Source organism: Methylomonas sp. EFPC1 (assembly GCF_016925515.1).
Classification (GTDB): domain Bacteria; phylum Pseudomonadota; class Gammaproteobacteria; order Methylococcales; family Methylomonadaceae; genus Methylomonas; species Methylomonas defluvii.
This window is the reverse complement of the sequence record NZ_CP070494.1, coordinates 2,017,148-2,037,415: the sequence shown is the minus strand read 5'-3', so window position 1 is coordinate 2,037,415 and position 20,268 is coordinate 2,017,148. Positions and strand designations below refer to the sequence as shown.

Annotated in this window: 15 protein-coding genes; 2 read left to right on the top strand and 13 right to left on the bottom strand. The window is 50.4% G+C overall.

Going from position 1 to position 20,268, the window contains the following annotated elements:
• Positions 1–85: 85 nt before the first annotated feature.
• From JWZ98_RS09390 to JWZ98_RS09380, 3 genes are all read right to left on the bottom strand, one after another.
• Positions 86–490: a HEPN domain-containing protein gene (locus JWZ98_RS09390; protein ID WP_205454086.1), complete on the bottom strand. Its 405-nt coding sequence runs from the start codon at positions 488–490 to the stop codon at positions 86–88.
• Positions 487–831, bottom strand: a complete 345-nt coding sequence (locus JWZ98_RS09385) for a nucleotidyltransferase domain-containing protein (protein WP_205454085.1) — start codon at positions 829–831, stop codon at positions 487–489. The genes JWZ98_RS09390 and JWZ98_RS09385 overlap by 4 nt, the downstream gene beginning before the upstream one ends.
• Before the next feature lie 282 nt (positions 832–1,113).
• A complete protein-coding gene (locus JWZ98_RS09380) occupies positions 1,114–4,866 on the bottom strand; it encodes an SIR2 family protein (protein ID WP_205454084.1) in 3,753 nt (1,250 codons plus the stop codon).
• A 286-nt stretch (positions 4,867–5,152) separates the two neighbouring features.
• Between JWZ98_RS09380 and JWZ98_RS09375 the strand changes: the two genes are divergently transcribed.
• On the top strand, positions 5,153–5,629 hold the full coding sequence (locus tag JWZ98_RS09375) for a hypothetical protein (protein WP_205454083.1): 477 nt from the start codon (positions 5,153–5,155) through the stop codon (positions 5,627–5,629).
• Between the two features lie 54 nt (positions 5,630–5,683).
• On the opposite strand, the gene JWZ98_RS09370 is transcribed toward JWZ98_RS09375, so the two are convergent.
• The 10 genes from JWZ98_RS09370 to JWZ98_RS09325 all read right to left on the bottom strand — a co-directional run bounded on the left by JWZ98_RS09370 (position 5,684) and on the right by JWZ98_RS09325 (position 18,430).
• A complete protein-coding gene (locus JWZ98_RS09370) occupies positions 5,684–6,049 on the bottom strand; it encodes a hypothetical protein (RefSeq protein WP_205454082.1) in 366 nt (121 codons plus the stop codon).
• A 33-nt stretch (positions 6,050–6,082) separates the two neighbouring features.
• Positions 6,083–8,590, bottom strand: coding sequence for a PEP/pyruvate-binding domain-containing protein (locus JWZ98_RS09365; protein WP_205454081.1), 2,508 nt, complete (start codon positions 8,588–8,590; stop codon positions 6,083–6,085).
• Positions 8,574–9,443: a phosphatase PAP2 family protein gene (locus JWZ98_RS09360; RefSeq protein ID WP_205454080.1), complete on the bottom strand. Its 870-nt coding sequence runs from the start codon at positions 9,441–9,443 to the stop codon at positions 8,574–8,576. The genes JWZ98_RS09365 and JWZ98_RS09360 overlap by 17 nt, the downstream gene beginning before the upstream one ends.
• Positions 9,436–10,632, bottom strand: coding sequence for a 1-acyl-sn-glycerol-3-phosphate acyltransferase (locus JWZ98_RS09355; protein WP_205454079.1), 1,197 nt, complete (start codon positions 10,630–10,632; stop codon positions 9,436–9,438). The genes JWZ98_RS09360 and JWZ98_RS09355 overlap by 8 nt, the downstream gene beginning before the upstream one ends.
• Positions 10,633–10,757: 125 nt before the next feature.
• Positions 10,758–11,564 carry a formylglycine-generating enzyme family protein gene (locus JWZ98_RS09350; RefSeq protein ID WP_205454078.1) on the bottom strand — a complete coding sequence of 269 codons (807 nt, stop codon included), beginning with the start codon at positions 11,562–11,564 and terminating at the stop codon, positions 10,758–10,760.
• 98 nt (positions 11,565–11,662) lie between these two features.
• A complete protein-coding gene (locus JWZ98_RS09345) occupies positions 11,663–14,668 on the bottom strand; it encodes a formylglycine-generating enzyme family protein (RefSeq protein WP_205454077.1) in 3,006 nt (1,001 codons plus the stop codon).
• The gene (locus JWZ98_RS09340; RefSeq protein ID WP_205454076.1) at positions 14,668–15,654 is read right to left on the bottom strand and encodes an AAA family ATPase; all 987 of its coding nucleotides are present in this window, start codon (positions 15,652–15,654) and stop codon (positions 14,668–14,670) included. The genes JWZ98_RS09345 and JWZ98_RS09340 overlap by 1 nt, the downstream gene beginning before the upstream one ends.
• Positions 15,651–17,141 carry a hypothetical protein gene (locus JWZ98_RS09335; RefSeq protein WP_205454075.1) on the bottom strand — a complete coding sequence of 497 codons (1,491 nt, stop codon included), beginning with the start codon at positions 17,139–17,141 and terminating at the stop codon, positions 15,651–15,653. Before JWZ98_RS09335 ends, JWZ98_RS09340 begins: the two co-directional genes overlap by 4 nt.
• Positions 17,141–17,488: a trypco2 family protein gene (locus JWZ98_RS09330; protein ID WP_205454074.1), complete on the bottom strand. Its 348-nt coding sequence runs from the start codon at positions 17,486–17,488 to the stop codon at positions 17,141–17,143. The genes JWZ98_RS09335 and JWZ98_RS09330 overlap by 1 nt, the downstream gene beginning before the upstream one ends.
• A 183-nt stretch (positions 17,489–17,671) precedes the next feature.
• Positions 17,672–18,430: a class I SAM-dependent methyltransferase gene (locus tag JWZ98_RS09325; protein ID WP_205454073.1), complete on the bottom strand. Its 759-nt coding sequence runs from the start codon at positions 18,428–18,430 to the stop codon at positions 17,672–17,674.
• A 597-nt stretch (positions 18,431–19,027) separates the two neighbouring features.
• On the opposite strand from JWZ98_RS09325, the gene JWZ98_RS09320 reads away from it, so the two are divergent.
• Complete coding sequence (locus tag JWZ98_RS09320) at positions 19,028–19,849, top strand: VPLPA-CTERM sorting domain-containing protein (protein WP_205454072.1); 822 nt, start codon at positions 19,028–19,030, stop codon at positions 19,847–19,849.
• Positions 19,850–20,268 lie beyond the last annotated feature (419 nt).

Here is a 20,268-nt window from a genome sequence, read left to right as displayed (position 1 = left end):
TCAACCGTTCGTGCTGAGCTTATCGAAGCGCAAGCAGCCTTTCGACAAGCTCAAGGCGAACGCATGTTAAAACTTCACTGCCCGATCAACCTGACTCCGGGCCGTCAAGTTTTGCGACATACTCTTGCATACCGCGTACAAAACATTCGGCTTGCACGACGGCGTCCGCAGCTTGTTTGAGATCAATCGCATCGCCGGTGTAATCCGCCAACAAACGAATTTCTTGGACACGATTCAGTGACCGGCCAAGCTCTACCGCTATCAAGCCCGGCTTAACCAAATGCAAACTGAATAGCGTGATCAGGCCGTTATGCGTGCGACAAGCCTCGTCAGGAATCATCCGGCCACTGATAGACAAAGCCGCTTGCGCGGATTCGAACATCGCATAATACGCTCGGTTGCAAGCACCCTCGCTGTCGCCATCGGCCAGCAGCAAGCGTGCAGATGCTAACGCCCGTTCGGCTTTTTGCAACCATTCCCAGGCATTCATAACGGCACACCGTCGCGTTTAACATTTTCCAATAAGCGCGGATGCGCAGAGCTTTCCGGGCAATCCCATTCGGATTGCCAAATCGGCAATGGCTGGATCAATACCCCGGTTTCCAGCAATACATCGTAGGCAATATCCGCCAAAGCCAGCTTGGTTTCCAGAAATGGACCGGGCGCACCGGATAACAACACCGCCACGTCGGTGTCACTTTGCGCCTGATAATCACCACGCGCCCGACTGCCGAACAGCAAAGCTCCGACTAAACGGAAGCGACCAGCCGTACGATCAGAGAAAAGCCGCGCAGCCGCAAGGGTGTTAGGATCGATTGGACGTAGGGGCATAGGTAAAGATAATGCTCTAGAAAACCAAACCGTATCTTACTATTTGCCGACGCCTAGCGAATCGGAATTTTTGCTTAATGTTGGCTATATACACTCCCTAGCGTAGACTCACTGCCAGGGTCCGGTAAAATCAACAATCTGGATCACAGCCCGGCGCAGATCCGCTACGCGCCTATCCTTTGGCCTACGTCCGGCATTCAAAGTCTGAGTGGGTTTGTAATGGCAAGAGCTGGGTTCATAGCTACCTCTCAATGTCTTAGTCGTCAATCAGCGTGGGAATTGTTAATTATTCTCCATGGTTATATTTGTGCTATCGGGTCTTGCGTAACGAACTTCCGGTAAGGGGTCATTTTGAGATATTTCCACCCATCGAATTATTGTTTGATCCGTTTCAAGTCCTGCAGATGACATAGCTAACGCCAGATGAGCACATCCCCAACGTAACAAGGGTACATCAGTTTCTTCATCGCCTTGAGTACGGTCATAGCTCAACTCTTCAATAAGAAAACTTAACCCGTGAAGTGTTAAATTGAGTATTGTCTCTCGTTGATTAGAAGTACCGTCTGAAAAGATCCATTTTGCAGCTTGCAAAGCTCTGTTCAAAACACCTTTTCTACGAGTGGCTATAATGACACCAATTTCTCTGACCAAGTCGCTAGGAGGCACGGGAATTAATAATGATTGCATAGCTGCTAATTTCAGCCAAATTTCAAGCCCTAACGTCGCATCTTCTGCCAATTCAATATTATCGGATGCAAGCCCCATTCTCATGAATAATTCAATGTCAGTAGCTCTATCAGGTAAAACTTTGTACAGAATAGGACAAATTCGATACGCAGGTATTCCCTCGCTATTTAGCTTTTCGATTTTGCCAAACAAATCAGTTGCAGTAGAGGTAGGTATGAAAATCTCCGTCAGAATAAATTGAAGTCCCGCTATTACGTAGGTTATATCTGGCCCATTGAATAAATCGTCATTTTTAGTAACGGGCAATTCAATCCATTTGTTTACAAGTGACGACAAGTTTTGAGTTTCTATTTCGGTTAGTGGCAAAGAGCGGTCATGCCTTCTAAGGCTGGCTAATGAATTACCAATTTGCCAGATAACCTCATTGATTGATTTTTCATCATTCGTTTCGCGAGCACAAAGCCATTTCTTTCTGAAACACACTTCAGCTTGATTGGGCTTCGGCTCGGGTAGTAGTAAAAAAACCCAATCGTACAAAGATGTTCCTGTTGGCAATATGTCGTTTCCACATTTATTCGTTTGCCATAGCGCCTGTGCGATTTGTTCAGTTTCGTGTTCATGCAGAATGTCCCACCTTACCAACGGGACAAGGCGACTAGCTGCTCTTTGGCGAGCTTCATCTTCATGACGCAATCCGCGTAAAATCAATTGAATAATTTCAGCCCACCTGTCTTCATTTGCAGCATCACGAACTGGCCTAATTTCGGCATCTTCGTTATTAAATAATTGTCCAGGATCGGGATAACGTTGATCCGCGATACCAAAATCATTGAGTCCACCTAGCGGCGCAATTAAGAGGTCTGGAATTAGCTTAATACGATCACATTTAGGCATGGCTTCCCAACTGCGATTCAATAAATTTTCAATCACTTTGCAAAGCCAATGATCTGTGGATACCGATTCTATTGAATAATATTTCAAAGTTCGTTTTAACAGACTTTCAGCTTTGTCTGGAGACATTCTTAATACAAGGCGCGATGCTGCTTCCATTACAACTCGTAATTTAGTTACCCAAAAACTATCTCTGCGATCAGAATTTCGAACTCTGGGTAAAACGTAATCTATGGCATTGCAAGTAATATCGAACAACGAATCAACTTCTTGTATTGCTAGCGCCGCGATACGTTTTCGCGACCATACGTTGTTAAAAACTTCATCGTCTTCTGATGACGCTAAACGTAATGCCATCCTGAAACTCAATGCCGGATCAGTTTTTTTTAGTTGTTCCGTAGAAATCTTAAGAATATCCGAAGCCACAACCATATGTTCCGCTCTCGAAGGCAACCCTGCTACCTCACATAAACGGAGCCCCCGCTGGGCTGTATTCCATCGCTCATATTCTACATTTGATAAATAAATGGTTTCGCCGTGACGAGCGCCAAGGTCGAATAAAGGTGCTTTTTTCTTTTCTGGCTCTCCACGTAATTCAACGAGCATGTCACGCCTTTGATCTCGAGAATCGCAATCCATCGGGGCCAATTCAGTTAATCGATCAAAAGGATCGATGACTTCAATTGACTCCTTTGTTGCACTAATAAACGGTCTATGAAATGGCATTGCCAGCCAAAGCAGCCAACCTTCACGAGAAAGAGATGCAAGATTTGTATTATGCAGAGTAGTCTCGCGAACAATCGAAAGTCCACGATTTATTAGGAGAACAGCTTCGTCATTGCGGTTAATCTCAATCAATATTGCCGCTTTCCGCGCCATCCAAATTGGGTCATAACCTTCTGGAGACCAATTTGCTACTAAATTTTCGAGCTTTTTGAAATCAAAATTGTAAAGCGCCCATAAGGATTCTTCGTAATGCAAAGTTTGAGCAACAACCTGACAATCATCTATAAATGGCTGAATTTTCTGTTTCCATCGTTCGAAACCGGCTTGGTCTAAATTCAACCTAGCCATTTTTAACGACGAAATAGCCAAATTTCTCCAGAATTGCCGAATCTGGATCCAGTTGGCTTTAGATTCTTTCATAGTGGCTATTTTTCGCTCCTCACAATCGATTTCGCTGAGGGTGGATTGAATCGCTTCAACTACTTCGTCGGACAACGGCTGTAATGAAATTTCTTTGCGCCAAACTAATTCATAAAGAGCTGAAAGTCTTTCTAAAACGGTTAATGATGGAAGTACATTAAGGATTGATTGCTCCCACCTTCTGGTTGAATGGCTAAGCAAAATATTTTTGCTTGGCGGAAGGAATAGCCATCCAGGATAAACTGCGCGGTTATGAGCCCAAATTTGAATAACCGAACGGATTTGATTTTGAGTAACATCGTCTATTGGAGGATCAGGCTCTTTCTGAGGTGCATTAACTTGCAACTTTTCAACTGGCTCCAACGCATTTGGAACTTGTCGCTGGCTCCAGTCAGGAGAAGATGGCCAAGCAGTGACGTTATAAGGGCGGCCATATTCCAGGGTATGAAGCAACCACTCAGTGGCATAACGATGACGCAAATGCTCCGGCCACTTTTGTGCTTGTGGGTGACGCGATATATCTATTGGCACCACATTGCGATCTTCTAGCATTCTGCGGCGGTGTGGTGACAAATCCAGCCATCCAGCTAAATATATTTTAGGGGCCGCTTCCCCAAGATTGTCACGAACCCAACCAGACCAATGTAAAAAATTTGGGTCGTCGCCCGAGAAACCGATGAGCAGAACGATGGTTTCCATCATTGCTTGCTGTACGGTATTGACAAATGGGGCAAATCGCTTCGGATAGGTTCGGTAGTCTTCTTCAGTAAAGATGAATGGGAAATGTGCCGGAAAACTACCGTGCAACTTTACTATGCGTGGTCTAGGTGATGAAGGAAGCTCTTCATATGTTCTCACGATGCTGTAACTTCGATTAGTTACTAAAGGACAGCTTCGTTCAAGAAGGGTATCCCAATTGGTAGTAAAAATGTCCCTCCAAGGCAAGCGTAGCAGACGAGTATGTAATTCATCCGGGATGTAATTGTCGTTCGGTACGGACTCGAAAATTAATTTATGTAAGGCGCCACGCCCAAACGCTGACTGATATTCTTGAGCTAAACGAAGGAATCCGCTGGAACCAGATGCCTCTGCTAACGCTCGCTTTAAACCCTGATCATCCTCAGCAGGATAAAGCCGTTCGCATAGTAATTTCGTAATTTCATGCCAAAGAGGAAATTCGCCTGCATGTGGACCAGCTTTTTTAGCATTGCGGCTAAAACCAGCGCCCACCAGAATTGAAGCACCACTCTCAGGCCAATGCCATAGAGCTTCCCTAACTCGGTTTATATGACTCTGATCTGGGGTAATCATTATTACAATCCGTTGAAATTAAAGATCTGGGTATTTTTTTTAACTGATACCCAACATTGGGCAGAAGTACTTATAACGAAATTTGAGCAGTGGCAATATTAGCAGTAATTCTAATTGGTCGGGAGCAGTTGATTGCAAGCCAAAGCCCGGAAATCAGAGTCACCCAAAAGCAGCTCACGTCCTAGCAAATAAATTTACGCTCTCATCCAAAAATAGCCTACGCTTTTCTTCTGCGGACCACACCCCGCCATCCGCAATATCAGCAACGCCAAAAAAGGAGATAAACATGAGTCAACATCTGATTTCTTTAAGCCTTTCCGATAATGATCTGACCGACATAGACGCCGCGCTAAAGACATTGGAAGACCGCTTCGCCGGCTTTCTTGTTTTAACCCCGGAAGAACGCCGCACTATCCTGAAAATGGGCGATAAAACCGAAGCGTTCTGCCGGCAGACGCTGACGGTAGCCACCCAAAACACCCAAGCCATTCCGCCCGGTCTCGATATGGTCGAAGCGCAAGCCGATCTGGTGACGCTCGACAAACTCCGCCCTCGCCTGCACCGCCTGCGCGATTTATTGAGCAGAGGCGAGGATACCGATATGGCGCTGGGCAGCGATATTTATAGTTTTAGCCTGGATGCTTACGCTTCTTTAAAAATCGCCGGCAAGGGCGCGGGCTTGGAAACCCTGCGGCAGGCGATGTCTGTTCGGTTTAATCGCGGCACCAAGGCAAAAACCCAGGCCACCCAACCTGCCGGCTAAACAAGATAAGCATAATGGCTGTCCGGCAAGGCTTTCCGGCTTAGCGATTAAGCTTTATCCCTTGGCGGAATAGATAAAAGCATAGCGCGCAAGCCTTTCCGCTAAAGCCGCAAGCATATTAGAGCCACTCGCCACTTTCAGAGCCTTGCCCGCAAGGTAAATTGCTTCGCGGGCAAGGCAATTTGCAATAAACGCAAGCCTTAATAGCTTAAGCGCAAGGCCTTGAGGCCAAACCGCCACCTTATTTGGTTCGCACGCTAGCTTCAATGGTTTGCGCACAAGGAAAAAAGCCTTGCCCGCCAGGCAAATAAGCTTGCGCGAATCCGGAAAAGCCTTGCGCACAGCTCTAATTGGCTTGCGCGCAAAGCTCTGAAACTTGCGCTTATGACAAAAACCGATGGTGTCCCGAATTTTTGCCAAGTGGACCGACCGACCTGCTTACGAAGATTTGCGTCAATCTAGCCTTACTCGGCCCGCAATACCATCGACTGTCACTTTGTCGCCGTTCGTCAATGCATCCAGCACACCTCTGACGCTCATTACCGCAGGTAAACCCACTTCCCTTGCAGTCACTGCACCATGCGACAAAGGTCCGCCGCTTTCGGTGATCACGGCCGCCGCCTTATAAAATAAAGGCGTCCAGGCCGGGTTGGTGGTACGCGCTACCAGTACCGCGTTGGCGGGAAAATCGGCGAAATCGTCCTGCGACAACACCTTAAAAACCACGCCGCTGGCAACGCCGGGGCTACCGGGTAAACCAACAAAATCCCCGTCTTTAGCGGAATAGGCTTGTGACTTACCCAACTCCCATTCCGGTGAATGCTGCCTATGGTTTTGATAAGCCTGTTTTTCCCTTTCTATGCTATCCGCCAAACAACGCCACGACTCGGCGTCGTTAAGGCGGATTGTTTCCGAGAGCTGTTGGGCTCTGGCAAAGAATACATCCATCGCTTCCGTAACTATGTCTCTGGCCTGCAAGGCTACACCCAAGGCCCGTAAACCCTTGCGGAACGGCAATGTCAGCCGTGTAGTCTGGTAATGTTCGATGTCGTCCAATGCGGTATAAACCCGCGCCAAGCGCAATAGCTCCTGAACAGGAAACCGCAAATCCTCCGGCAACCCGCCGATCAATTGCCGTTCGGTTTCCAACATCCGGATTTTCAGAGTACGTTCTTTTTCGGCAGGGTCTTCCAGGGTCGAGTCCAACATCATTTTCAGATTTTCAATCACCAGCCATGGCGCTTCCAACCAGGTCGGATGATAGGGATCAAACTCCACTTCCCGATGCCCATGATCCTGTAAAAAACGCTGGAAAGCGGCTGCAATATCTGCTTCCTGTATGAATCCGCCGGAAGCCAGAAATTGCTGACCAGTTTGGGTGCGCAACGCCTGCACGAGTTTGGGGCATTCGGCTATCCGCCTTGCCAGCCGGTAAAGTTCCTTGTTGACGAAACCCGTTTTGGTTTCGCAGTACGCCAGCAAGCTATCAAAGGTCGTCGGCGCATCCGCTTCGCCAACCGCCGCCCCAACGATGCTGTACACCAGCTTGTAAAGGGTGCGCTGCGTAATGGAAATGGCAATATTCGGCAGAAAATATTCCGCACCTAGCTGCTTCACCCGCAGTACAAAATTCCACAACTCGGGAATAGAGCGTCCTGTCAGCGGCTCGGCCATTAATTCGCCGAGGCCGAGTAAATAGCGATCCAAATCGCGCGACCACGCCATCGGTAATTCCTGCACCCAGGCATAGCGTTTGCGCAATGACGGCAAAGCAGACATTAGTTCGGCAACTGAACGCACATTCAATGAATTTGCGGTGCCTTCGGCATAAACTTCGACGGCATTTTGATTGCCGTATACATAATTATCGAACAAGGCGAACCACTTGCCATGAAACGGCGGCAAGCCCATCAATTCGAAAGAATGCGACAGCGATTGGTGAAAACCCTCCTCCACCAAGTCCCAAGCCAGCGGCGTAATCACCGAGGGAAATCGCTCGGCGGATTCGTCACGGGTCCAGCGCGGCGGGATGCGGGTAATCGGTCGCGCTTGCAACAGCCACAACTGTTCACCCTCAAAACCCCATTCTATGTCCTGCGGATAACCGTAAAACTTTTCGACACGCCGCATCAAATCGGATAACTCAACCAACTCAGGTTCGCTGAGACAAGGTAAATTAGCTTGATCATCTGACAAGTTCTCGCTGCGCGTACCGGTGCGGTCGGCGACGATGCATGAGGATTTATGGGCTAAAACCGCATCCAACACTCGCCCGGACGACTTATCCAGCAACCAATGATCAACCTGATGTTCACCGCCCACCACCGATTCACCCAAACCATAATTGGCATCGACCGACTGTTGTGCAGGATCGCCGGTAACCGGATTGATGCAAAACCCCACGCCGGCGACCCGATTGAAGGCCATTTTTTGCACCACCACCGCCATCGCAGTGTTCGACAAGCCGATGCCGGCCTGCAAGCGGTAAGCAATGGCGCGGGCACTCCACAGCGATACCCAACAATCCCGGATGCGCGAAACAATGTCGTCGATGCCGATGCAATTCAGATACGTTTCGTGCTGCCCGGCGAATGCGGCGCCGCCCAAGTCCTCGGCAGTGGCGGAGCTACGCACGGAGAATGCCGTGTCGCCCGGAAACTCAGCCAACATCTCCGCAATTGCCTGCTTCAGGCTTTCTGGCACCGATAGCTGGGTCAACTGCGCGCATAAACTTGTGCACGCTTGTTCCAATGCCAGAGGTTCGTCTATAGGCAAATCCCGAAGCAAATCCGGCAATGCATCGTATTGCTCAATGAACGAGTAGTAACTCTCCGGCGGCAACACAAAGCCTGGTGGAACGGCAAACCCAGCCTGAGTCAAGCGGGCAAGGTTGGCGCCCTTACCGCCGGATATGGCGGAATCGAGAGCAGACGGATGATGAAAATCAAACAGGGTTGGCATGGGTATCCTTCTTGCTGGGGTTAATGGCAGGGTGAGCGGCATGACGGCGAGCTTCGTACAAACCAAAACCGGCCAACGCCAAGCCGCTGAGGACATCGACAAAATAGTGATAACGCAAATAAAAAGTAGCGATCCATAAACCCAATATCGGCAACAACAAAATCCAGAACTCAAGGCGATGATGCCGTGCCGCAAATCCCAAGATATAGAGCGTCACAGCCACGTGTAGACTAGGCCAGACATCCACTTTATTACTGCCTTGTTCAACCATCGCTTGATTAAATGCCGTGATCACGCCGCCGCTCAATTTCACGTTGAACAACTCCGGATAAGCCAGCCATGGCCCGGCAGCCGGCACCAGCAGATAACCGAGAAACCCCAAGCCGTAAACCGCGAATAGGCCGGTGTAAAATTCCCCGAGCAATTCCCGGCGCCGGAAAAAATAACGCAGCAGGCTGACCAGCAATAATGGCATCAATAACAAGTAGCAAGCGCTCATTAGTTCGGTGAGCGGTGGGCTAATCCATCGTTCCAACCATACCGACGGCGTTTCCCCTATCAATAGCCGATCCAATGCCAATAGCTGGGCATCGAAGCGTACGCTCCGGACAGCGGGGATAGCCCCGGCCATGGCTTGATATGACACATTCATACCCACGGCCAAGCTGACGCAAATGGCCGCCAATAGCCCCCAACTGCGTTGCCTGGAATACTTGCGCGCCAATCCGGCCATGCCGGCCAGCATCGGACAAAACAATAGACTCCAAACCGTCAGGTGCGCGATTTCCATGGCTGAAACAGCGCCCAGATAGATACTGAAATAGCGTAAGGGCGGGTCGAGAAGTTTATTCATGCGCTTTGCGCTCCGCCAAATTCCGATAGGCTGTTACCAATACCGCCCTCACCTCAGGATGAAAAACCGCGTTACCGAGTGCTACCGTCAATTTACGGAATCGGTACCAAGCCAATACGCCAACAATGCTGATCGCGCCGTAAAGAACAAACCAACTTGGCCCGGCACATAAAAACAAACCCACGCAAACGGTCACGACCCAAAATAATCCTACCGGCACACCGACGACCATGCGCCAAAAGGCAATAACATTCGGCTCGTCCGGCAGAAGTTGACTAGCGATATGCCCAGCGGCCAGTACCGGGAAATTCAATATGCTGAAACAAGCGATGACAGGCGCCAGCAGTAACCACTTGACTAAATCCCGCTGACACAAGCGGAGCGGCATTAAAGGTAGGCCTTGATGAAGAAAAAGACCTTTATCCTTGGCCACTGCCTCTAACTGCCTTAGCGACTCGGATAAACCAGGCGCAATCTGCCCCTCGAGTTTTTTTAAGTGTTCAGCGTAGGAAAGATCGGAACCTAAAATGCGGGCATAAGCCAATTTTTCTGCCATTTGCTGATCTTCGCTATTAACAAAATTAGCCCCAACGACCTCCAGGCCATCAACAATCGACTGGTGTATCGCTATCTCGTCGGCATTTTGCGGAATTATGGGTGCGCCTATTAATACCTCAACACGGCTTTGCCAGTGAGTAGGGTCTTCGTAGTGAACAGCCAAGGGTTGGATAATTGGCGTGACTCCAGCGGCCATGGCTTGGGCTACGATACGCGCGGCACCACGATTAAACGGTAAATGTCGGCAACCGAGCGAACTGGTGCCCTCCGGCATGATGAACAGTTGTCCACCCTCCTTCAGTAACTCTATACATTCTGCCAAGGCCTTGCCGTTATCGGCCTTAATGCCGCGAGCCTTATCCTTGGCACGGGCTACCGCAATACCACGAAACAAAAATCTGCCCAACGGTAAACGCTGCAGCTGCGCCGATACCATCGGCATGGCCAAAGGAACGGCAAGCGAATACGGTGCGGCATCGAGTGCGCCATTGCGATGAGTGGCTACAAACACGACAGGGCCGCCTAACGTTAGCCGCTCTTTGCCAATGACTCTTATTCGACTGAATGTCAGATAGCCAATACAGCGCCATACGCCGTGATGAAGCAAACCCGCAATATTTAGACTCGTCATACTAACGCCCTTCCTTGTCAGGCAATATTCGTAGCACGAAATATAGCTGGAGAATCCGGTTAAGGTATGTCGCTTATCTGACGCATTGCGGTAAGTCGTATTTGTCAGAACTTTTAAAATTGAAGCTAGCCATCAACCAGCAAACGAAATCCAAAGAACTCGCTGCGTTGGGATTTATCGAAGTGGTATCGGTAGGCGGAACGGGCGAAGGTCGCATCGGCATCCCAAGAGCCGCCGCGGGCGATTCGTTCGGTGGGCGATTCTGAGGTGACCGGTGAATCAACGTCCATCTGTTCTCGCCAAGCATCCTGACACCACTCCCAAACATTGCCGTGCATCTCGTAAAGCCCCCAGGCATTCGCGGGCAAACTCTTTACCGGCACGGGTTTACCGCGGGACTCGCACTTCGGCGCGTTTGCGTAGGGGTAGTTGCCGTTGAAATTCGCTTGCTGCGAATCAATCGTTTCACCAAAATTGAACGGCGTATCGCTACCGCTACGACAGGCGTATTCCCATTCCGCTTCGCTAGGTAGCCGGCCTTGAAAACCGGGGATAGCCTGGTTTAACTGCGCAATAAACGCTTGTGCATCGTCCCAACTCACCCGATGCACGGGAAAGTCGGGATGTTCCTGATGGCGGCTGGGATTATCACCCGGATGAACTTGCAACCACAGCGCTTGAGTCACAGCGGTGTCGGCCAGCCAAAAACCGGATTCGAAGTCCACCCGCTGCCGATATTCGTAGTCGTAGCGTCCTGTTTCAGTCTCCGGGGAACCCATCAAAAATGTCCCCGGCTCGATCCAGCGAAACACTTGCCTGACATTGTTGAATATTAAAGTCTGCCATAAGCCATAACCATCCTCGCCCCATTCGCTGGCCCAAGCCAGAGGGAACATCGGTGGCGACAAGTGATTACGGTGGGGTAAGCTCATAATTTACAGGCAGATAAACATCAGCGTCACAAAACGCACAGTTGGCGCGGTAATAAGCACATTGCCACAGTATCGTGGAAACGAGGATCGGATGGCATTCATTTTCTGGATTTCTTTCTGAGTTGATGCCATCTGTCGCGTATTGCCCCTGCCAACCCGGCCTGCGGATGCTCCGCGACGCCGCTGTCCGGCCCAATCGCGTCCTTAACCGTTGCCGATTTGGCTCCGCCGACCGGATCCGGCCTGAGCTCAGTATGACCTAGGGCAAGCCGAAAACCGATGTAGTGGAAGCGATTAAAGGGCTGAGCGTGGTTGCGGATAGCGGCGCGCACGTCCCTGCCGTCGCTGAGCCACGAACCGCCGCGCAGCACACGATCGCCGCCCGCGGCTTCGTCCGACTGCGTCAGCGGATCACGCGACGCTTCCGTGCCAAGGTTTTCTTGCCAACCATCCTGACACCATTCCCAGACATTGCCATGCATTTCATACAACCCCCACCGATTAGCCGACAACGATTTCACCGGCAAGGTCTTTTCACGATATAGACTTTTTTTAGCGCCGGCATACGGATTATTGCCATCATAATTAGCTTTGTCCGGTGTGATATTGGCACCAAATGAAAACGGCGTAGTCGTGCCCGCCCGACAGGCATATTCCCATTGCGCTTCAGTCGGCAATCTCGCAGGCAAGCTGGGCAACAGTTCATTCAGACGCTCTATAAACCGCTGGACTTCTCCCCAACTTACTTGTTCGACCGGGTTCTGCGGATCCTTTTTGAAATAACTAGGATTGTCGCCGCCCAACACCGCCAGCCAGAAAGCCTGGGTGACGGCGGTGTCGGCCAGCCAGAAGCCTTGAGTTAAGGTGACGGCATGCAGCGTTTCGTCATCGTAGCTTTCCGGCTCATCTGTTGGCGATCCCATCATAAATGTCCCCGGCTCGATCCAGCGGAAGCGTTGGGTGACCTGGTTGACGGTGAGGTCGGCGTAGAGACCGTATTCGTCTTGGTCAAATTCAACAACACCATGCTCGCTTAGTTCATAAGCGTTTTTAGTCGGCCACCATTTCGGAGCATCGCCCCGGTGAACTGAATAGCTACCGTCCCTATTCCTTCTACTTCGGGCTAGCGGTCGAATACTTCCATCCGCGCTCTGCAGCTCTGCAGGAGTTAAACAAAAATCCACATTCTTCCCCCCAAAACGCATTTCGGCAAAAATACCGTCCAAATTCCGATATATTTTGATCGCCCAACTCGGCTTTCGAAACGGTGACAAAGTCAATCGTGCCAATCCAGTATCAAAATCCAGGGTCTGCCCATCCAACTGACCGACGATGCACGACTCACCATGGGCCGGCAAGCGAAGCGATTGTATATCCACTCGCATCCGGCCATTTTCTACCCAACTTCTGCACAGCATGATACTGTCGTGGATTGCGTCGAATTCGGCCAATTTCGCGCCACCTATCGCTACGGGCCTGGTGTCGGCATACGCGATACTCAAGGCTTCACCAACTTGCCAGATGCCATAGCGAGCTAATTCGGAGCGTTCACGAATCAGCTCATGCACGATGGCGGCATCATATTCCGCAGGCAACGGAGCGCCAGCCCGCAGTTGCTCGCGATACGCCAAACCGTAAAGCGCACTGGTATAGCGGTGATTATTCAAACGAATCGCCTCACCGCTTAACCGGTTTAAATGCCGCCGGGCAAATTGCGTCATGCCGCTGTCGGAATGCGCACCCTGCAGGGTTTTGGCGAAACGTTGCATAAAAGACTCCGCCTGTTGGACATCGGCCAATTGTTCGAGCGGGAAAGCCACCAAGGGCAAGGCGTTGATGACTTCCTCCGCCCAAATCGCCGGAAACTGGCCGATATGCTGGCGTTTGAGCAAACTCAAGACTTGATATTGCAAGCCAGCGTCCAGCTGTTTAAATTCGGCTTGATACTCGGCCCGTTTTTCCGGGCGCATGCTGATGGCGGTATAACCCCATTGCATATCGGCATGCTGATACACCGCCGCTTCGATGCCGCTATCGGCTTGTTCAGCGGGTAAACAGCGTAGCAAGGCGCGCAGCAACTCAGGTTCGACGTGTACGGCAATGGATAACAATGCCAAGACCTTGCGAACATGCTCAGCGTGGGCCTTGATATCCGGATCGATCTTTTCCGGTTTGAGCTTGCCGTGTTTGTGCCACAACACTTGGCGGATGGCGTTTAGGCGCTCGGGCTGTTGCTGGGCCGCCGATACGGGCGCCAGCACGACCGGCGTGGTGTTTTTACGGCTTAGTTGCCGGAAAAAACTGTCCCACCGCGTGCGTATGGGGCTGTGTTGTTCAGCCAATTGCCCCAGGTCGCTGACGATGAACACCACACTTTGCGCGGTGAGCGCTTGCCACTGCTTAAGCCGTTGCTGTTGATCAAACCAATCCCAATATTCGCCTAGCGGGTCATTGTCAATGACGCGAATTTCCAGGCCGTTCAACCCATACTGACGGACGATACTTTCACACAAACGATGGGCGTCCAACCAGAACGGCAGCAAGCGTTTGTTCAGATCGAGGACGACATAAACCCGCCCGGCCGGCACAACACGTGGCTTGCGCGGCAGATGATACAAGGTTTGCAGGCGGGCGATACGTTTGACCAACTGCGGTATATCCAGTCGCTGCCCCAAGCTATGGCTTATGGATTGCCGCAAAAAATCGCGCATGCGGGCTTCCGGGACGATGGCTTGGTGCGGCAGCGGTTCTCCGCTGGCAAAGGGCTGCAAATCGGCATCGGAGAGCGGCTCAACGCCTTGAAGCACGGGCGGCAGGCTGTCGCCGAGCTGTTGCGGATCGGCATAATGCTCCTGAGATGCAAGGGCGTAGAACAATGCTTGCGGGCGTTTCAGCGCTAATTTAGCCGGCGTAGGAGCAGGATTTGGATCGATTTTGGGAGGCTCCGGACGGGGCACTTTATAATCAATTTCATGGCCTATCGTGACTGGCGCACACCATTCGTAACCCAATATCGTAGCGCTCAGGCATTTTTCGTCATGGGTTTGACAGCGCTGCAGCCAGCGCAGTAAGTCGCCGCGACTGGTCTGAGTATGAATCGACATTACAACGCTTTGCGCAACACAAAGTGCTGGATCTCAGCCAGCAAACATTGCTGATAGGCATCCCGTTCTTGGCCTTGCAGCGAGGAATCGGTCATTTCATCCAGCGCCGCCAATAAATCCAGATACTCCGCCAAACCGGCCTTGATGGTGCCGTGGCGCTCAGCCTCCTGCCGATCGGCGATTAGTTGTTGTAGCGCCAGGCGTTTGATGGCGTCGCTGCACTGGTTATCATTGAAATGCACCTTGGCGCGCTCCAAGAACCAGGTTTCAAGGTTTTTATCATCCACCGCCAAATGCAGCACCAGACAGCGCCGAATAAACGCCGCCGGCAGTTCACGCTCGTCGTTGCTGGTGATGATCACTAGCGGCGGCGTCGGTTGTTTGTCTGCCGTTTGCTGTTTCTTGCCGATGGTTTCTTCCAACAGCGGTACGTCAAAGCCGCCGTTACCCAGCACTTCCAGCAGCGCGTTGGGTAATGAAGGCTCGGCTTTGTCGATTTCGTCGATTAGCAAAACAATGCCGTTATCCAGTTCACCGTCGTCGGAAATCTGCGGACGGTAGACTTTATGACGGCAGACATCGTTGTATTGCTTGGCCGCACTTTCGTAGCCGAAGGTCCACCACAGCACGCCGGGATTGAGATAATGCTTGGGGTTGAGTTTGTCATCATCTTTGATACCGGCGTGAGCGTCGTTGAGGCGTGCGACCGGATCGTAACGCCAGAGCAAATCCTGACCTTCGGTGTTGATGTTGACGACTTCGGCGATGAATTTGCGCTTGAGTTTGGCCGCAGCCGCGCGCGCCAAGTAGCTCTTGCCGAGCCCCGGTTCACCTTTAACCAACAAAGGCCGGCGGGTCGCCAAGGCCATTTCCAGGGCATAAGCGCTGGCTTTATCCAGAAAATAACGGCCTTGCCGCCAGGAACCACAGTCCGCGTAATCGATAACGCTATCGGCTTGAAAATGTTTGAGGGTGGTTGCTGTCATGTGTTTGGTTGGCTGGTTTCGAGTATGTTGAAGAGCTCTTCAAACTTGGCACTGAGCTCTGCTTCTTTTTCCGCCTCGGCTTCGCCGTAATGGACGATAGGTAGATCTGGCAAACAATCCGCTGCACTCAAAGCCTGACAATTGACTTCTTCTTGCAATGGGTTGTTAAGCAATTTGGGGTCACCAAGATTTAGTTCCAGGCGATACAATTGATTTAACGCGGGGTCTTGACGCTGCTTGATCACTGCGTTTAACTTCCGACGCTCAAAATTACCTAGCTGTTTTGTCGGTGGCACTTTGTGAATGGCGGTGTGAATCGATTCGACTGCATCTTTTTTGAATGCCTCCGTATCCCACCCTGTTTCGCGAGTAATCACGGATGCATCAATGGCATGCTTTCCCCGTACCTCCCCTTCACGAAACACAAAATCGGGATTAGTCCCATAAATTGCTGAAAGGGATAATTCTGTAGCCATTGCAGAATACACCGAAAGTTTGATCAAGGCCTGTTTGGGAACAGCACTCTCAGGCGCCATCAGTCTGGCAAAAAAATAAAATAGATCAATTAATTTATGGCGTACAGTATCGCCTGCATCCTGTTTGAGCGCACCAGAACCCGCATATAGCAATATATCCAATACAGCCAATCCATCAATTTCGAATACTTCCAATAATTGATCATATAATTTTTGGCTGGTGGTATTCGGCAATTTTAGTTTCAATTGATCAGCAAGTTCCTTGAATAGGATTTCCTCATCGGACATCTTCGACAAGACGTTGAAAATTTGTTGCTTCTGCTCAGCAACGAATCTTTGATTTCTTTGAGCGTGACTTTCTATGCCGGTTACTTCACGAAACCGTTGACTATGATTGATTAAGTAAGGAATGGAGACACCGATCAACTGTTTCTGCATCCACTGATTATGATCAGTGATGATGGACTGAATTTTTCCACTGGCAAGATCAAAAACCGGCGCTCCCGACATACCACCCCAACCGTTCTGTAAACCGTTGGCTTGGGCAACAGTAGGGTCTATCGTGTCATCCAGCGTGAGCTTAACTTCAGGCTTTTCCAAATCGGCGCCAAATTTGCCGGTAGTCGATTCCATGCAATTACCAATTACATTTGGATAGCCTGCCGTTTGCCAGCCGGTTCTGGCAACGAAAAGTCGCGATGCCAAGATCGATTCAGCCGGTTTAGTCTTAATTTCAGACGGTAAATCGCAATAGAGGACAACCAGGTCGCATTTGGATTTTATATCTTCCGCCGGGCCTTCTCCGTCATAAGCAATACCGTTGACTGTGGCGGTCAATGGTTTGTCATTACTGTCTTTAATGGCCGGCCATTCGACAGTGATAGATTCCCCACTTTGCCAGTCGACAGCTTCGATTACGTGTCTAGCTGTCAGCAGCAAGTTCGGAGCGATAGGATAAGCAGTACCAATATTCCCTCTATGTTTGATTCTGGCAGTCAATATAAGCTCCATTAGCTAACTCCTGAACCCCCACCTTTTAATTTGACCTTTCCGGGATTACCCGTTTGCGGATCAAGGTTTTTCGCGTCCTCCGGCTCTAAACTCAATTTAATTTTATGTGTGACAGCATTTTTGTAGCTTGCAGAGGCCTCTGCATCAATGCCACCCAACACCCAGAAATTAAATTTACCGCCAGCTTTTCCACCGACTGATTTTTCGACCACCATTTGCAATTCCACTTCTACGCTATTGACGTTAAAGCGGATGGTTTCCGCCTCCCCATGCATCGAAGCCGTCACCAAACTTTGTCTCAGCTCTTGAATCACTTCCGCCAAATTCAGCTTGTCATTCTCGTTCATAGCCGCTCCCTTCGTCATTTATTTAAAGTGTTGGGCGTAACCGACTGTGTTTTACCAATTCGTTATCGGGCGCCTTTCTGAGCGCTCTGAATTGTCTTTGAACTCAATCTCCCCAACAGTTATCTTTCCCGTGCTCCAGCGATACGCAGCGCCGGAGCACGGAAACGATGACCGATAAAAAAACTAAGCCAATTTCGGCTTTATCGCGGTCATCAACATGTCCACGCCTTCACGATAAGGCGAATGCACATCGCTGAACCCGAGAGATTGCAGGGTGGATATGACGGCTGGCACATGCATGATGTGGTCCGGTGATTCGTCGCTCAGCAAATGTACCACCCAGTCTTCCAAAAGATCGTAACGCTGCAGTTCCCCAAAGGTCTTGAACCAGTGGCGAATGTCGGCTTGCGTGGAAGCCAAATGCCGCGCGGGATCATCAATAGCGAAGCGGTCACCGTTTGCGAACAATCCGCCCGGTTTAAGCACGCGCCAGATTTCGGCAAAGACTTGATCCCGATAGTCATTCAGAAAATTGTGAATTGCATAATTCGAGGCCACAACCTCAACGCTGGCGTCCGGTTGCTGCTGTAAAAAAGCTAGCGCATCGCTCTCGATGAATTCGACACGACCGTTGTCCACATACTCCGCCAAATTCGCGCGCGCCTGCGTAAGCATTGCCGCTGAGGCATCGAAAGCGCGCAGATGCAGGTCCTCGCGCTGAGTAAGCAAGGACAGCGTGCTCAGTCCTGTGCCGCAGCCGATCTCAAGCCCCTGTATGCTATTGCCGGGATGCCATGCGGCGACTGTCTCGCCGAGCTTTTGCGTCAGCACCACGACATTGGGACACATCATACCGAGAAAATCGTACTCTTCACCGATGCGGCCGGTAAACAGATTCTGTGCGGTTAAAGAAGGCATCACGGCATTTTCATTCAAATTCATAAATAGCGTCCCGGTTTGTTTAATAAATACGCGCTGGTGCTTGATTACAGCGGGCAGGAAGGAGTGTGTGGATTTCGTATTTTTGCTCGGAAATTATAATCAGATAAACGCGCTACGGATACCGAGCCACCCACTTCCCCACACGCTGGCATCCTTCGCGTTATCTCCTAGCCGTTAACCTCGATAAATCGCAGTCAACACGCCAAGTTTTAGGATACACGCCTTGTTTCGCATAACGATGAAAACGCGAATGGGGCCAATCTTTAAGCGTTCTAATCCAGCCATGCGTGACCGGATTTCGATGAATGTGGCGGACATGCTGCCGCTAATTCGATACAGCGTTATTGTCATATAAACCCGGCAATATTTTGTTATGATCTGACCCATGTAGTCTGCTCTCTGCCTAGAATACTGGCTTGGCCCTTAAATTCCCGGCATTCTTCGTTGCCGCCTGCCGCGGTGCTAATCTACTTGAACCGCTGGACTGCCTGCTGCATGACAGCGACGATATGGACGGGTTGAATTGGTCATCAAACTAAAGGTTTAGACCTCTTGGGAAAATGATTTTCAAGCGCTTTTAAATTGGAGAAATACGTTATGTCTAAATTTCGATTTGTTGTTTCCACGTTGGCGTTGGCTTGGCTACCCAATGCTCAGGCGGCCTACAGCGGTAGTCTGTCGTTTGTTCAACCTACCGGCACTGTCGTTGCGACCGATAACATTCCGATTTGGTTGAAACTAAGTTTGGACGCCACATCGGATCCCTTGGTTTTTTCCAGCACAGGTGGCGGTAACCCGCCGTTTGGCATCAATCCGGCCAACTACCCAAGCAGCTTTACTTATTACGATTCAAACACTAGCCAAAGCAGATACATAGACAATGGCGTACTTATCACCGTGGATAGTATTTCTTTGAGTACTTCTATTGGTTGTGCCGGTACATTTCTGGCCGATAGCTGCTCTTCCGGACCTTACGAATTCAATTTCGACTCCAGCCCGAACAGTATCCTAAGTAAGCAGAATATCGCCTTAAACCCTGGCGATAGCGTTGAGTATTTGCTTGGCGAATTTACCCCGAAAAATGGCGCAGCCGCAGTCGGCGAATACGAGTTTTATACGGCGGGATTGAGTCTATATTTTCACGGTACGGTTAGGGCTCCGAAATTAGATGATTACGGTCAACTGGTTCTGGATGGGAACGGAGATCCGATTTTGGAGGACTTTGTTAACGCCGACGGTAGCCTGGAAATCGCCAGCACCGCATGTGCAGCGCAACCCGATTCAACTTGCTCAGAAAAATTTGCGCGGACAGTCATCGCAGCTCCCGTGCCTGTGCCCGCCGCTTTTTGGTTATTTGGTTCAACCCTGCTCGGTTTTGTCGGCTACCGCCGGCGCGTTATCTTTACGCGGTCTGTCTGAGTCTTAGTTTAAGCACGTCTGTCTTCGTAAATACTCCAAACCGCCAGCCCTTATATATGCTGGCGGTTTGGAGGTTTGCAGCCAAATAGTTCAGGTTGCGCGCCGGCGTTACCTGACACTTCCGCCTGTCGAAATGATCAAGCAGCACGACAGTGCATCCGTTTAAACGAGCGGAGATTTGCAAGCCAATGTCCTCCCGGTTTGGCTTCTCGCGGCCCCATAACTTGCCGCAAATTGCCAATTCATTCTGTTTTAGGCGAAAATGGCGCGTTACGCATAGTTCAGTCTCTCCCGGAATAAGCAATCAGATTGCTCATAAGCCGCGCGACGGGCTTATGCACAAAGGCCATTGACTAAATGACGCGCCGGGTGTCGCTGTACCCTGTCTACGGCATTAACTTGGTCAGATACCGCTACAG

What these genes read in the sequence shown, in the direction of transcription:
- JWZ98_RS09335 (WP_205454075.1), bottom strand. Translation starts at nt 17,141, where the DNA reads ATGGAGCTTATATTGACTGCCAGAATCAAACATAGAGGGAATATTGGT.
- JWZ98_RS09380 (WP_205454084.1), bottom strand. Translation starts at nt 4,866, where the DNA reads ATGATTACCCCAGATCAGAGTCATATAAACCGAGTTAGGGAAGCTCTA.
- JWZ98_RS09350 (WP_205454078.1), bottom strand. Translation starts at nt 11,564, where the DNA reads ATGAGCTTACCCCACCGTAATCACTTGTCGCCACCGATGTTCCCTCTG.
- JWZ98_RS09355 (WP_205454079.1), bottom strand. Translation starts at nt 10,632, where the DNA reads ATGACGAGTCTAAATATTGCGGGTTTGCTTCATCACGGCGTATGGCGC.
- JWZ98_RS09360 (WP_205454080.1), bottom strand. Translation starts at nt 9,443, where the DNA reads ATGAATAAACTTCTCGACCCGCCCTTACGCTATTTCAGTATCTATCTG.
- JWZ98_RS09390 (WP_205454086.1), bottom strand. Translation starts at nt 490, where the DNA reads ATGAATGCCTGGGAATGGTTGCAAAAAGCCGAACGGGCGTTAGCATCT.
- JWZ98_RS09345 (WP_205454077.1), bottom strand. Translation starts at nt 14,668, where the DNA reads ATGTCGATTCATACTCAGACCAGTCGCGGCGACTTACTGCGCTGGCTG.
- JWZ98_RS09385 (WP_205454085.1), bottom strand. Translation starts at nt 831, where the DNA reads ATGCCCCTACGTCCAATCGATCCTAACACCCTTGCGGCTGCGCGGCTT.
- JWZ98_RS09340 (WP_205454076.1), bottom strand. Translation starts at nt 15,654, where the DNA reads ATGACAGCAACCACCCTCAAACATTTTCAAGCCGATAGCGTTATCGAT.
- JWZ98_RS09325 (WP_205454073.1), bottom strand. Translation starts at nt 18,430, where the DNA reads ATGAATTTGAATGAAAATGCCGTGATGCCTTCTTTAACCGCACAGAAT.
- JWZ98_RS09365 (WP_205454081.1), bottom strand. Translation starts at nt 8,590, where the DNA reads ATGCCAACCCTGTTTGATTTTCATCATCCGTCTGCTCTCGATTCCGCC.
- JWZ98_RS09375 (WP_205454083.1), top strand. Translation starts at nt 5,153, where the DNA reads ATGAGTCAACATCTGATTTCTTTAAGCCTTTCCGATAATGATCTGACC.
- JWZ98_RS09330 (WP_205454074.1), bottom strand. Translation starts at nt 17,488, where the DNA reads ATGAACGAGAATGACAAGCTGAATTTGGCGGAAGTGATTCAAGAGCTG.
- JWZ98_RS09320 (WP_205454072.1), top strand. Translation starts at nt 19,028, where the DNA reads ATGTCTAAATTTCGATTTGTTGTTTCCACGTTGGCGTTGGCTTGGCTA.